General features: G+C 54.8%; 12 protein-coding genes and 4 tRNA genes. 11 read left to right on the forward strand and 5 right to left on the reverse strand.

The window, feature by feature from the left end; genetic code table 11:
• From AB7E14_RS11500 to AB7E14_RS11530, 7 genes are all read left to right on the forward strand, one after another.
• Positions 1–263: WzyE family oligosaccharide polymerase (locus AB7E14_RS11500; RefSeq protein ID WP_428169535.1), on the forward strand; the 263-nt coding region annotated here is incomplete at its 5' end.
• Between the two features lie 2 nt (positions 264–265).
• Positions 266–1,006, forward strand: coding sequence for a lipopolysaccharide N-acetylmannosaminouronosyltransferase (gene wecG, locus AB7E14_RS11505; protein ID WP_109739676.1), 741 nt, complete (start codon positions 266–268; stop codon positions 1,004–1,006).
• 203 nt (positions 1,007–1,209) lie between these two features.
• A complete protein-coding gene (gene thrP / locus AB7E14_RS11510) occupies positions 1,210–2,595 on the forward strand; it encodes a bifunctional threonine/serine APC transporter ThrP (RefSeq protein ID WP_428169536.1) in 1,386 nt (461 codons plus the stop codon).
• Between the two features lie 102 nt (positions 2,596–2,697).
• A tRNA-Arg gene (locus AB7E14_RS11515) sits at positions 2,698–2,774 on the forward strand.
• Positions 2,775–2,831: 57 nt separating this feature from the next.
• Positions 2,832–2,907, forward strand: a tRNA-His gene (locus tag AB7E14_RS11520).
• Between the two features lie 19 nt (positions 2,908–2,926).
• Positions 2,927–3,013, forward strand: a tRNA-Leu gene (locus tag AB7E14_RS11525).
• Between the two features lie 41 nt (positions 3,014–3,054).
• Positions 3,055–3,131: transfer RNA gene (locus AB7E14_RS11530), tRNA-Pro, on the forward strand.
• Positions 3,132–3,817: 686 nt separating this feature from the next.
• On the opposite strand, the gene hemY is transcribed toward AB7E14_RS11530, so the two are convergent.
• From hemY to hemC, 4 genes are read right to left on the reverse strand one after another with little or no spacing between them, the layout of a single operon-like run.
• Entirely contained in the window at positions 3,818–5,014 is a 1,197-nt protein-coding gene (hemY, locus tag AB7E14_RS11535) for a protoheme IX biogenesis protein HemY (protein WP_316962868.1), read from the reverse strand.
• A 2-nt stretch (positions 5,015–5,016) separates the two neighbouring features.
• Entirely contained in the window at positions 5,017–6,201 is a 1,185-nt protein-coding gene (hemX, locus tag AB7E14_RS11540) for a uroporphyrinogen-III C-methyltransferase (protein ID WP_044327608.1), read from the reverse strand.
• A 21-nt stretch (positions 6,202–6,222) separates the two neighbouring features.
• The gene (hemD, locus tag AB7E14_RS11545) at positions 6,223–6,963 is read right to left on the reverse strand and encodes a uroporphyrinogen-III synthase (protein WP_044327607.1); all 741 of its coding nucleotides are present in this window, start codon (positions 6,961–6,963) and stop codon (positions 6,223–6,225) included.
• Positions 6,960–7,901 carry a hydroxymethylbilane synthase gene (gene hemC / locus AB7E14_RS11550; RefSeq protein WP_042998804.1) on the reverse strand — a complete coding sequence of 314 codons (942 nt, stop codon included), beginning with the start codon at positions 7,899–7,901 and terminating at the stop codon, positions 6,960–6,962. Before hemC ends, hemD begins: the two co-directional genes overlap by 4 nt.
• 390 nt (positions 7,902–8,291) lie before the next feature.
• On the opposite strand from hemC, the gene cyaA reads away from it, so the two are divergent.
• On the forward strand, positions 8,292–10,838 hold the full coding sequence (gene cyaA / locus AB7E14_RS11555) for a class I adenylate cyclase (RefSeq protein WP_042998805.1): 2,547 nt from the start codon (positions 8,292–8,294) through the stop codon (positions 10,836–10,838).
• 33 nt (positions 10,839–10,871) lie between these two features.
• Here cyaA and cyaY read toward each other — a convergent pair whose 3' ends face one another.
• A complete protein-coding gene (gene cyaY / locus AB7E14_RS11560; protein WP_042998806.1) occupies positions 10,872–11,192 on the reverse strand; it encodes an iron donor protein CyaY in 321 nt (106 codons plus the stop codon).
• A gap of 138 nt (positions 11,193–11,330) precedes the next feature.
• Here cyaY and lptM point away from each other — a divergent pair, with 138 nt between their 5' ends.
• The 3 genes from lptM to AB7E14_RS11575 form a co-directional block, all read left to right on the forward strand.
• The gene (gene lptM / locus AB7E14_RS11565) at positions 11,331–11,534 is read left to right on the forward strand and encodes an LPS translocon maturation chaperone LptM (protein WP_042326113.1); all 204 of its coding nucleotides are present in this window, start codon (positions 11,331–11,333) and stop codon (positions 11,532–11,534) included.
• A gap of 36 nt (positions 11,535–11,570) precedes the next feature.
• Positions 11,571–12,395: a diaminopimelate epimerase gene (gene dapF, locus AB7E14_RS11570; protein ID WP_200119867.1), complete on the forward strand. Its 825-nt coding sequence runs from the start codon at positions 11,571–11,573 to the stop codon at positions 12,393–12,395.
• Positions 12,392–13,033 (forward strand): DUF484 domain-containing protein (locus tag AB7E14_RS11575; protein ID WP_428169537.1); only part of this gene is annotated, 642 nt, incomplete at its 3' end. The genes dapF and AB7E14_RS11575, both read left to right, overlap by 4 nt.

Raw genomic sequence — 13,033 nt, forward strand, 5'->3', positions numbered from 1 at the left:
TCGACTGGCTGTACGAGCTGGGTAATCGTGAGGCCTACCGCTACAAGGCCGCGATTTTGCATAGTTTTTGCTTTGGCGCGATTTTCAATATGATCGTGCTGGCGCGTGAGGGTCTGGACTCGTTTGTCTCGCGTGTTGTTTTTTTCCTGGTGGTTTTTGGTGCCTGTTTGCTGGTGGCAAAACTTCTGTTCTGGCTGTTTGACCAGGCCGGACTGATCCATAAACGTTGGCGAGCCCTGCCAGACAAACAGGTTGAAGGATAGCAATGACTGATAATACAACAGCACCAATTTACGATCTGCGCGGACTCCAGCTGATTGGCTGGCGTGATATGCACCATGCGCTGGATTATCTCTATGCTGGCGGCCAGCTTAAACAAGGTACGCTGGTGGCGATTAACGCAGAAAAGGTCCTGACGGCGGAAGATAACCCAGAAGTCCGTACCCTGATTGAGGCGGCAGAGTATAAATATGCCGACGGGATCAGCGTCGTGCGCTCGGTACGCAAAAAATTTCCACATGCCCTGGTTTCTCGCGTGGCGGGTGCCGATCTCTGGGAAGCGTTGATGGCCCGCGCGGGTGAGGAAGGCACGCCGGTATTCCTTGTGGGCGGAAAGCCGGAAGTGCTGGTGCAAACGCAAGCGAAACTGCGCGCCCAGTGGAATGTGAACATTGTCGGCAGCCAGGACGGTTATTTTACGCCGGAGCAGCGTCCTGCGCTATTTGAGCAAATCCACGCCAGTGGGGCGAAAATCGTCACCGTGGCGATGGGATCGCCGAAACAGGAAATCTTTATGCGCGATTGCCGGCAGGTGCATCCGCATGCGCTCTATATGGGCGTCGGCGGTACCTATGATGTTTTCACCGGTCATGTAAAACGTGCGCCGAAGGTGTGGCAAAATCTGGGGCTGGAGTGGCTGTATCGCTTGCTGTCGCAGCCGAGCCGCATTACCCGTCAACTCCGTTTACTGCGTTACCTGCGCTGGCACTACAGCGGTAATATCTAAAAACCCCTTCTTCATGCAGGTAGCGCATTCTGCTCCATGCGCTACCATGTTGCCTCATTTTTGCACTGTTTTTACAAAAAAATGCAATTTTTTAATGCTTCGTTTGCCATTTTGCCAAATTTGCGAAAACATGCGCCCCCAGCGATGTACCCATAACAATAACCGGCAATGCCGGAAAGCATGTAAACACGACAAGAGGATTTATGGCAGAGAATAAACCGGAGCTGCAGCGTGGGCTGGAGGCTCGTCATATCGAATTGATTGCCCTCGGGGGCACCATTGGCGTCGGCTTGTTTATGGGAGCGGCAAGCACCCTGAAATGGGCAGGACCATCGGTACTGCTGGCATATATTGTCGCCGGCCTGTTCGTCTTTTTCATTATGCGTTCAATGGGCGAGATGCTGTTCCTGGAGCCGGTTGCCGGTTCTTTCGCCGTTTACGCTCACCGCTACATGAGCCCGTTCTTCGGTTATCTCACCGCGTGGTCATACTGGTTTATGTGGATGGCGGTCGGTATTTCGGAGATCACCGCGATCGGCGTCTATGTCCAGTTCTGGTTTCCGGAAATGGCGCAATGGATACCGGCGTTAATTGCCGTTGGACTGGTGGCGCTGGCAAACCTGGCGGCCGTTCGTCTGTATGGCGAAATTGAGTTCTGGTTAGCGATGATCAAAGTCACCACCATCATCGTGATGATTGTGGTGGGGCTGGGCGTGATTTTCTTCGGCCTCGGCAACGGCGGGCAGCCGATTGGCTTTGGTAACCTGACCGGGCACGGCGGTTTCTTTGCCGGTGGCTGGAAAGGCTTCCTCACCGCGTTGTGTATTGTGGTCGCCTCTTATCAGGGCGTGGAGCTGATTGGGATTACGGCGGGCGAAGCCAAAAACCCGCAGGTCACGCTGCGTAGCGCGGTAGGTAAAGTGCTGTGGCGTATTCTGATCTTCTACGTGGGAGCGATTTTCGTGATCGTCACTATCTTCCCGTGGAACGAAATTGGTAGCAACGGCAGTCCGTTCGTCCTGACCTTTGCCAAAATTGGTATCACTACCGCGGCGGCGATTATCAACTTTGTCGTGCTGACCGCTGCGCTGTCTGGCTGTAACAGCGGAATGTACAGTTGTGGGCGTATGCTTTACGCGCTGGCGAAGAATCGTCAACTGCCGGCGGCGATGGGGAAAGTTTCCCGTCACGGCGTTCCGGTGGCGGGTGTCGCGCTGTCGATTTTGATCCTGCTGGTCGGTTCGTGCCTGAACTACATCATTCCTAATCCGCAGCGCGTCTTCGTCTATGTTTATAGTGCAAGCGTGCTGCCGGGGATGGTGCCGTGGTTTGTGATCCTGATTAGCCAGCTGCGTTTTCGTCGGGCGCATAAAGCGGCGATGACCAGCCATCCGTTCCGTTCGATTCTGTTCCCGTGGGCAAACTATTTGACGATGGCTTTCCTGGTTTGCGTACTGATCGGCATGTACTTTAATGAAGATACCCGTATGTCGCTGTTTGTCGGCATCATCTTCCTGCTCTCCGTGACGGCTGTTTATAAGGTTTTTGGCCTCAACCGTCAGGGTATCGCCCAGAAAACGGGGGAATAAGCGACAAAACGCGCAAAGCGTAACCAAACGCGCATTTTATTTAAAAAGGCACTAGACAGCGGGGTGTGAAGTCCGTATTATCCACCCCCGCAACGGCGCTAAGCGCCCGTAGCTCAGCTGGATAGAGCGCTGCCCTCCGGAGGCAGAGGTCTCAGGTTCGAATCCTGTCGGGCGCACCATTTACCCGGTGCTGGAGCTGCGGTGGTTTTGATACCGCGTAACAAAGATTTGCAGTGGTGGCTATAGCTCAGTTGGTAGAGCCCTGGATTGTGATTCCAGTTGTCGTGGGTTCGAATCCCATTAGCCACCCCATTATTAAAAGTTGTGAAATGCGAAGGTGGCGGAATTGGTAGACGCGCTAGCTTCAGGTGTTAGTGTCCTTACGGACGTGGGGGTTCAAGTCCCCCCCCTCGCACCACGACTTAACGAATTGAACTAAAAATTCAAAAAGCAGTACATCGGCGAGTAGCGCAGCTTGGTAGCGCAACTGGTTTGGGACCAGTGGGTCGGAGGTTCGAATCCTCTCTCGCCGACCAATTTTGAACCCCGCTTCGGCGGGGTTTTTCTTTTTCTACGCCACACTTTCTTCTTCTTTTCCCCTGTTGCTTCCCTGAGACAACCCTGTTTGCCATTGTCGCCATTTGGTGACGATTAACCTTCTGAAATTTCAAGACTTTCGTATATCGGGCGAGATCTGTCTCTGCTGAGCGACAATGGGGTGTATTTCCAGCTGGCAGAAAAAGGCAAAATCGCCGACAACCCGCGCCAGTACAGGGATAGCGAATTATCTTAATCCCTATTTTTAGCGGTGCAATCCTGGCATGCAATGTGCAATAATAGACGGGTAGATGCTCATTCCATCTCTTATGCTCGCCATAGTGCCTCATAAACTCAGGAATGATGCAGAGCCGTTTACGGTGCTTATCGTCCACAGTCAGATGTCGCTTCGGCCTCATCAAACACCATGGACATAACGTTGTGTGAAGCACCCATTTATGTTGTCATAAAGACCTGTTTAACGCCTGCTCCAAAAGAGCGGGCGTTTTTTTATGAATATACGTCATCCTCCAGGCTGCCTCTTTGTTGGCTGCGCCTGCTCACCCCGGTCACTGACTTATGTAAGCTCCCGGAGATCCTCAGACTTGCCGCCTCGATGCATCCTGAATGATTTTGTGTATGCGATTAATGCCCGGAGCGCGAAGCGTCACCGGGCGTCAGGGCGTTATTGCGGGGGATTATTCTGCAACGTCAGCATCAGGCCGTCACGGCGCATGGTGGCCGCTTCTTCCGGTTGATGCAGGCGGTCGAGCGCGTCGGCAAGCCAGGCATAATCGTACGCGTCCGGGCGCTGCTTCAGCGCGTCGCGGAAGGCAACGGTCGCTTCCTGCCATTCGCCGTGCTTCATCAGCGACTGACCCAGCGTACTCCACAGCAGCGGGCGATCGCCGACGGTCTTGATTTGCTGACGCAGGACTTTCTCCAGCTGTTCCGGATTATTGGTTTTCAGACGCGGAATTGGCAGCACGAGGCGATCGTCATACTGACGCTTCAGACCGTCGATAATGATTTGCTGCGCCATGTCGTGATCGTCGCATTCAATCAGATGCTCGGCCATGGCCACCTGCAGGGCGACCTGATGACGGGTTTTGCGGCTCTGGTTTTTCCACCATTCGCGTAGACCATCGCTGCCCTGATCGGCGCGCGCCTGATCCATCAGACCAATCCACGCCTGCTGTTCCAGCATCGCACGATGCTCTTCATCACCGACGTTCGCTTTCGCCATTGACGGGATGATATCCAGCAGCGAGCTCCAGGCACCGGTGCGAATGTAGGCCTGTTCTGCCAGACGCAGTACTTCCGGATGGCGCGGCGTTACCTCCAGCAATTTATCCACGCCGTGGCGCGCGGCATGGTTCTCATTGCGCGCCAGTTGCAGGCGGACACGCGCGATCTCAACCGGGATCGTGTCGTTGCCCGCGAGTTCTGCCGCACGTTCCAGATGTTGGTTTGCGCGCGCTTCGTCACCACGCTGTTGCGCTGCTTCAGCGGCGAGCAGGTAGTTCACTACCGGCTGTTCAGCATGATCGGCATTTTTCGCCATCAGCTTCTCAACCTGCTGATAGTCTCCTTCCGCCAGTTTCAACAGTGCCTGTTCGGTCTGCTTGCGGGCGCGACGACGTTTGCGACCCACAAACCAGCCGCGTGTATGTGCGCCGGTTCGGAAGAGGCGGCGCAGCAGCCATTCGAGGGCAAACAGTACCACCATCGCAAGGATCAGGATAATGACCAGCCCGGTCACGCTGGTTTCAATATTGTAGGTGTCGGTCTGGATCAGGACATAACCCTGGTGACCGGCAATCATCGGGCCGATCACGATACCCGCGATCAACAGCACAAAGAGCAATAATACTTTTAGCATCATTATTCTCCTTGCGGCGCGGCTGCCGGGGTTTCTGCCTGCGGTGCTTCAGACGCAGGGGCCGCTTCAGATGGCGCGGCGCCCGGTTGTGCCAGCAGGTTACGCACGCGGGTTTGCATCAATTTTTCGAGGATCGCCTGGCTTTGCAGCGTTTCCGGTACGTCCATCGTGATGCTCTGCTGACTCAACTTGTCCACTTCTTCAAGGAAGGCTTTTGTCGTGGCGTCGTCGGTATCGTAGTAGGCACGCACCCAGGTGGAGACGTTATCCAGCGCCTGACGGTAAGTCTCTTCCTGATGGCGCGGCACGGCCTGGGCGGCAACCAGCAGACGAGAGCGGATGTTTTCCCGCAGATAGACATCCTGATTCGGCGCTAACAGCGGGACCGCAGTATCATCGCGGCGGCGGATGGTGATAAAGCTGTCCATAAAGTTCTGCCAGCTTTTTTGTAGATTGACGCGCCATTCGCTGATTGAACTGGAAAGCTCAGGGCTATCGGCGTCCATCGGTGAACCGTCGCTGTCGTTATCCGCCAGACGCAGGTTATCGATCTGATTAGAAAGCTGATTAATTTTCAGGATGATACCGTCGTAATCCACCTGAGCGACGGAGGAAAGACTGGCGATATCATCGGTGATAGCCCGGCGTGCGGTAATCAGGCTGGGATCGTTCATGTCCGCGAGGCTGGCATCTGCACTCTTCAGTAGCGCGGCCGCCGTCGTCACATCCTGATCGCTCCACAGCTTACGTCCGGCCAGCTTGACCAGGAAATCGGCCTGCGCAAGCAGCCAGGTTTTGGCATCACTACCGGAAATCGTGGCGACTTTCTGTTGGACTTCATCCAACTGTTTCGCTAGTTCAGTTTGCTGACGGTTGGCCTGCTCAAGCTGCGCCGCCTGCTGTTTAATGACGCCTTCCAGCTCCGCCTTCTGGCTTTCCTGCGCTTTTTGCAGCGTGGTCAGTTGATTAGCCAGTGCATCGCTGGTGGCGGTCTGTGTGGTCGCCTGTTGTTTTCCCCAGCCATAGAGTCCAACACCGGCTGCCAGCGCGATGGCGATTGCCACCGCACTCAGGATGAGCGCAGTGCCGTTTTTACTCTTTTTTTCAGCAGTAGCTGGCTGTGGCTGAGTTTCCACGGCCTCCCTGGTCTCTTCAACCACGGCGGAGGATTTTTCTTGTTCCGTCATTATGGCTTCCCATTATGAGAGTTATTGTAATGCGCGCAGTAGCGCATCGTTGTCGGCGTTATCAGCGACCTTAATATCTTGCCAGCCCAGTTCCCGGGCGAGGTGCGCCAGACGCTCGCTGACGACAATAAGCCGACAGCGTAGTAACCAGTTTTCGCGATACCACTGCGGGATTAGTGCGTTAAGCTGTTGCAGCATTTCCCCGCTGGTGACCACTATCGTTGTCACGCCGCGCGACTGCCAGCGCATCGCTTCTTGTGCCCCATCGTAAGGTTTAGCACTACGTTGATAACATTCATAAAACGTGACATCTGCACCGCGTGCCGCCAGGGTTTCGCCTAACAGCTCCCGACCGCCGTTGCCGCGTAAGATCAGCGCACGTTTGCCCGCAATATTTTGTAATTCAGGTAATTGTAGCAAGACTTCGCTGATTTCCCGATCCAGTGGATAGCGAATGTCATATCCGCTGACGGTATGCAGCGCCAGGGCGGTCGTGCGACCAATAGCAAAATAGTGCGCGGCGGCCGGCCACTTCAGCCCTTCACGTTCCAGTTGCGCATGGGCAAAAGAGACCGCGTGCTGTGACAGCACAAAGAGCAGATCGTTATCAGTGATCGTCGAAAACACCCCGGCCAGTCGCGATAAATCCTGACCCGGGGTAAATTCGATGAGCGGAAAACTCCAGGCCTCCTGCCCCAGTGTGCGCAGACGGCTCACTAACTCTTCCCCTGCGGGAGACGGGCGGGTGACCAGGATACTCATGCGGGGGATTCTCCGTTATAAACCTCGGTCAGAATCGCGCGCGCGCCGTTATCCAGCAGCTCTTCGGCCAGCGAAATGCCCATCTGCTCCGCCTGATCGGGCGAGCCACGGCGCTCTCCGCGTACCATTTGTGAACCGTCTGGCGCACCGACCAGCGCGCGTAGCCAAATCTCACCATCAATGATTTCAGCATAGCTGCCAATTGGCACCTGACAGCCCCCTTCCAGGCGGGTGTTCATGGCGCGCTCGGCTTTGACGCGAAGGGCGGTCATTTCATCATTCAGCGGGGCCAGCAGCGCCTGAGTCCGGCTATCGTCGAGGCGGCATTCGATGCCAACCGCGCCTTGCCCCACGGCAGGCAGCGACACTTCTGGTGGAAGCGCCGTGCGGATTCGCGATTCCAGCCCTAAGCGTTTTAAACCGGCAACGGCCAGGATAATGGCATCATAGTCGCCGTTATCCAGCTTGCTCAGGCGGGTTCCAACGTTGCCGCGCAGTGAACGAATGACGAGATCCGGACGGCGTTCTGCCAGCTGACACTGGCGACGCAAACTGGAGGTGCCCACGATGCTGCCGGCAGGCAGTTCATCAAGGGTGTTATATGTGTTCGAGACAAAGGCGTCGCGCGGATCGTCGCGCTCACAGATAGTAACCAGTCCCAGACCTTCCGGAAATTCAACCGGAACATCTTTCATTGAGTGCACCGCGATGTCGGCACGTTTTTCGAGCAGCGCAACTTCCAGCTCTTTTACGAAAAGACCTTTGCCGCCTACTTTCGCCAGTGGGGTATCAAGAATGACATCACCACGCGTCACCATAGGCACCAGCTCCACGACCAGGCCGGGATGGCTCGCCATCAGAGCGTCTTTGACATAATGTGCCTGCCAGAGCGCGAGGGGGCTTTGGCGTGTGGCAATTCTTAAAACATTGTCTAACATGCTTGTTACCGTCATTATCGTCCGTGGTTCATCCTAACATCCTTACAAGTGGGATGTCAGTGTTACGGTCAAAGGTAAGTCAAGGATAAGACGCTGTGTTGCGGCTGGCAGTATTTAATGACGAGAAACCGTCCGGGCGTACTTCAGAATTTACGCGAAGCGATTGGTGCTACACTTGTATGTAGCGCATCTTTCTTTACGGTCAATGAGCAAGGTGTTAAATTGATCACGTTTTAGGCCATTTTTTCGACTGAACGCACAAAAAAAAGGTCGTAAAAGGTAACGGTTATTTTTGTCATTTGGTTTATCCCGAATGGTGAAGGTTGTTGGTAAGCGGATCGCGCTGCGACAATCGACGGCATGACGGGTAGCAACATCAGGCGATACGTCTTGTACCTCTATATTGAGACTCTGAAACAGAGACTGGATGCCATTAATCAACTGCGTGTGGATCGCGCGCTTGCTGCCATGGGACCTGCTTTCCAGCAGGTGTACAGTCTTCTGCCGACATTATTGCACTATCACCATCCGCTGATGCCGGGATACCTCGATGGTAACGTTCCCAGAGGCATTTGCTTTTACACGCCTGATGAAACCCAACGCCACTATCTGAACGAACTGGAACTGTATCGCGGTCTGGCGCCGCAGGATCCGCCAAAAGGTGAGTTGCCGATTACCGGCGTTTATTCCATGGGCAGCACCTCCTCTGTCGGACAAAGCTGTTCGTCGGATCTTGATATCTGGGTGTGCCACCAGTCCTGGCTGGACAGTGAAGAACGACAACTGCTGCAGCGTAAATGCAGTCTGCTGGAAAGCTGGGCCGCTTCGCTGGGGGTGGAAGTCAGCTTCTTCCTGATTGATGAAAACCGTTTCCGCCATAATGAAAGCGGCAGTCTGGGTGGTGAAGACTGTGGCTCGACGCAGCATATCCTGCTGCTGGATGAATTCTACCGTACCGCGGTGCGTCTCGCCGGTAAGCGTATTCTGTGGAATATGGTGCCGGGCGATGAAGAAGAGCATTACGACGACTACGTTATGACGCTCTACGCTCAGGGTGTGCTCACGCCAAACGAATGGCTGGACCTGGGCGGATTAAGCTCGCTCTCCGCTGAAGAGTACTTTGGCGCCAGCCTCTGGCAACTGTATAAAAGTATCGATTCACCGTACAAGGCGGTGCTGAAAACGCTGTTGCTGGAAGCCTACTCCTGGGAATACCCCAATCCACGCCTGTTGGCGAAAGACATTAAACAGCGCCTGCATGACGGCGAGATCGTCTCGTTTGGTCTTGACCCGTACTGCATGATGCTGGAACGCGTGACGGAATACCTCACGGCGATTGAAGATCCGACGCGCCTGGATTTAGTGCGCCGATGTTTCTACTTAAAAGTTTGCGAAAAACTGAGCCGCGAACGCGCCTGCGTCGGCTGGCGTCGTGAAGTGCTCAGTCAGTTAGTAAGCGAGTGGGGATGGGACGAAAATCGTCTGGCCATGCTCGACAACCGGGCGAACTGGAAGATTGATCAGGTACGTGAAGCGCACAACGAACTGCTCGATGCTATGATGCAGAGCTACCGTAATCTGATCCGCTTTGCGCGTCGTAATAATCTCAGCGTCAGCGCCAGCCCGCAGGATATTGGCGTTCTGACCCGTAAGCTGTACGCCGCGTTTGAAGCGTTACCCGGTAAAGTTACGCTGGTGAACCCACAGATTTCGCCGGACCTCTCTGAACCGAACTTAACCTTTATCCACGTTCCGCCAGGTCGCGCCAACCGTTCAGGTTGGTATCTCTACAACCGTGCGCCAAACATGGATTCCATCATCAGCCATCAGCCGCTGGAATATAACCGCTATCTGAATAAGCTGGTGGCCTGGGCGTGGTTTAACGGTCTGCTGACGTCGCGCACGCATCTGTTTATTAAGGGCAACGGCATTGTCGATCTGCCGAAATTGCAGGAGATGGTGGCCGATGTGTCGCACCATTTCCCGCTACGTTTGCCTGCGCCGACGCCGAAAGCGCTCTACAGCCCGTGTGAAATTCGCCATCTGGCGATCATCGTTAACCTCGAATATGACCCGACGGCGGCATTCCGCAATCAGGTGGTCCATTTTGACTTCCGTAAGCTGGATGTTTTCAGCTTTGGCGAAGAGCAAAATTGCCTGGTGGGCAGCGTAGATCTGCTGTACCGCAACTCGTGGAATGAAGTGCGTACGCTGCATTTCAACGGCGAACAGGCGATGATCGAAGCACTGAAAACGATTCTGGGCAAAATGCACCAGGACGCCGCGCCGCCGGACAGCGTGGAAGTGTTCTGCTACAGCCAGCATCTGCGTGGTTTGATTCGTACCCGCGTGCAGCAACTGGTTTCAGAGTGCATCGAGCTGCGTCTCTCCAGTACTCGTCAGGAGACAGGGCGCTTTAAGGCACTGCGCGTTTCCGGTCAGACATGGGGCCTGTTCTTTGAACGCCTGAATGTGTCGGTACAGAAGCTGGAAAACGCCATTGAGTTCTACGGCGCAATTTCGCATAACAAATTGCACGGCCTGTCAGTTCAGGTGGAAACCAATCAGGTGAAACTGCCGTCCGTCGTGGATGGCTTCGCCAGCGAAGGGATCATTCAGTTCTTCTTTGAAGAGACCGGTGATGAGAAGGGCTTTAACATCTACATTCTGGACGAGAGTAACCGGGCGGAAGTGTATCATCACTGCGAAGGCAGCAAAGAAGAGCTGGTGCGCGACGTCAGCCGCTTCTACTCCTCGTCGCACGACCGCTTTACATACGGCTCCAGTTTCATCAACTTCAACCTGCCGCAGTTCTATCAGATTGTGAATACGGACGGGCGCGCACAGGTGATCCCGTTCCGCGCACAATCACTCGGCAACGTTCCGCCAGCCAATCAGGATAACGACACGCCGCAGTTGCAGCAGTATTTCTCGTGATAGTTTTGCCGGATGTTATCCGGCAAATAAGACTTAACGGAAGCTGACTTCTTCGCCCGCCTGATGCGTTGCCGCCTGTTCCAGCAGATCCCAGAAGGTTTCTCCGCTCCGGTCGCAAACCCATTCATCCCCTTTCAGGTCAAAATGGTAGCCGCCCTGTTTGGTCGCCAGCCACACCTGGTGCAGCGGTTCCTGACGGTTAATAATGATTTTGCTGCCGTTTTCAAAGCTAATGGTCAGTACGCCGCCATTGATTTCGCAGTCGATATCGCTGTCGCCATCCCAGTCGTCAAGACGCTCTTCGATGGTCATCCACAAGGTATCGGCCAGGCGATGAAATTCACTGTCGTTCATTGTCGTTTCCCGTTTTTTCGTGATGGCGGCAGTATAACCTGAAACAAATCGCGTTGCAGATTACAGGCAAACTCTTGCTTTTACGCCTTCTCCTGCGATGATAGAAAACAGAAAGTATGAACTTACAGGCAATCCATAATGAAAAACGTCTTTCAGGCACTCGCTGTTCTTCTCACTCTGTTCAGCCTGACGGGTTGTGGCCTTAAAGGGCCGCTCTATTTCCCTCCGGCTGATAAAAATGCACCGCCGCCGACTAAACCGGTTGATACACAAACGCAATCCACCACGCCCGATCAAAACGATCGTGCCACGGGAGATGGGCCTTCCCAGGTGAACTACTGACGGTGTGTTTCTGTACCCGCGTGAACGGAGTGAATAATGCAATTCTCTAAAATGCATGGCCTTGGCAACGATTTTATGGTCGTCGACGCGGTAACGCAGAATGTCTTTTTTTCGCCAGAATTGATCCGTCGTTTATCTGACAGGCATCTGGGGGTGGGGTTTGATCAACTGCTGGTGGTTGAACCTCCGTACGATCCTGAGCTGGATTTTCATTACCGAATTTTTAATGCCGACGGCAGTGAAGTGTCGCAGTGTGGTAACGGCGCGCGCTGTTTTGCCCGTTTTGTGCGCCTCAAGGGGTTAACCAACAAACGTGATATTCGCGTCAGTACGGCGAGTGGGCGGATGGTGTTGAGCGTGACGGACGATGAGCTGGTGCGCGTCAACATGGGTGAACCCAATTTTGAGCCATCGCAGGTGCCTTTTCGCGCTAACAAAGCGGAAAAGACCTATATTATGCGAGCGGCGGAACAGACAATATTGTGCGGTGTCGTTTCAATGGGTAATCCGCACTGTGTGATTCAGGTCGACGATGTTGATACGGCGGCGGTGGAAACGCTGGGACCGGTTCTGGAAAGTCACGAACGTTTTCCTGAACGGGCCAATATCGGTTTTGTGCAGATCATGAAACGCGAGCATATTCGCCTACGCGTTTATGAGCGCGGCGCGGGAGAGACACAGGCCTGTGGGAGCGGCGCGTGCGCGGCCGTCGCCGTCGGCATTCAGCAAGGTTTGCTGGCGGAAGAGGTCCGCGTGGAATTACCGGGCGGTCGCCTTGATATCGCCTGGAAAGGTCCGGGTCATCCGTTATACATGACTGGCCCGGCGGCACATGTCTATGACGGGTTTATCCATCTATGAAGCAGCCAGGGGAAGAACTACAGGAAACGCTTACGGAACTCGATGACCGGGCGGTCGTCGACTATCTGCAGAAAAACCCTGAGTTTTTTATCCGCAATGCGCATGCCGTGGAAGCGATGCGGGTGCCGCACCCGGTGCGGGGCACTGTCTCGCTCGTTGAGTGGCACATGGCCCGCGCGCGTAATCACATTAACGTCCTTGAAGAAAATATGTCGCTGTTGATGGCGCAGGCGAATGCCAACGAAAGCCTGTTTTATCGCCTGTTGCATTTGCAGGGACGTCTGGTTGCCGCGACCAGCCTGGACGATATGCTGATGCGCTTTCATCGCTGGGCGCGTGAACTGGGCCTTGCCGGTGCCACGGTGCGCCTGTTTCCCGATCGCTGGCGTCTCGGCGCGCCGTCAAGCTATACCCATCTGGCGTTAAGCCGCCAGGCCTTCGAACCGCTGCGTATTCAGCGGCTGGGGCAGGAGCAGCACTATCTGGGCACCTTAAACGGTCCGGAATTGCTGGTGGTGTTGCCGGAGGCGAAGGCGATTGGTTCGGTGGCGATGTCGATGCTGGGACGTGACGGCGATTTGGGCGTCATTTTGTTCAGCAGCCGCGACACGCATCACTATCAGGCAGGCCAGGGAACG

The sequence above is a fragment of the Citrobacter sp. genome (assembly GCF_050252275.1).
Taxonomy (GTDB): domain Bacteria; phylum Pseudomonadota; class Gammaproteobacteria; order Enterobacterales; family Enterobacteriaceae; genus Citrobacter_A; species Citrobacter_A amalonaticus.

What these genes read in the sequence shown, in the direction of transcription:
- hemY (WP_316962868.1), bottom strand. Translation starts at nt 5,014, where the DNA reads ATGCTAAAAGTATTATTGCTCTTTGTGCTGTTGATCGCGGGTATCGTG.
- lptM (WP_042326113.1), top strand. Translation starts at nt 11,331, where the DNA reads ATGAAAAACGTCTTTCAGGCACTCGCTGTTCTTCTCACTCTGTTCAGC.
- dapF (WP_200119867.1), top strand. Translation starts at nt 11,571, where the DNA reads ATGCAATTCTCTAAAATGCATGGCCTTGGCAACGATTTTATGGTCGTC.
- hemX (WP_044327608.1), bottom strand. Translation starts at nt 6,201, where the DNA reads ATGACGGAACAAGAAAAATCCTCCGCCGTGGTTGAAGAGACCAGGGAG.
- hemD (WP_044327607.1), bottom strand. Translation starts at nt 6,963, where the DNA reads ATGAGTATCCTGGTCACCCGCCCGTCTCCCGCAGGGGAAGAGTTAGTG.
- cyaY (WP_042998806.1), bottom strand. Translation starts at nt 11,192, where the DNA reads ATGAACGACAGTGAATTTCATCGCCTGGCCGATACCTTGTGGATGACC.
- wecG (WP_109739676.1), top strand. Translation starts at nt 266, where the DNA reads ATGACTGATAATACAACAGCACCAATTTACGATCTGCGCGGACTCCAG.
- hemC (WP_042998804.1), bottom strand. Translation starts at nt 7,901, where the DNA reads ATGTTAGACAATGTTTTAAGAATTGCCACACGCCAAAGCCCCCTCGCG.
- thrP (WP_428169536.1), top strand. Translation starts at nt 1,210, where the DNA reads ATGGCAGAGAATAAACCGGAGCTGCAGCGTGGGCTGGAGGCTCGTCAT.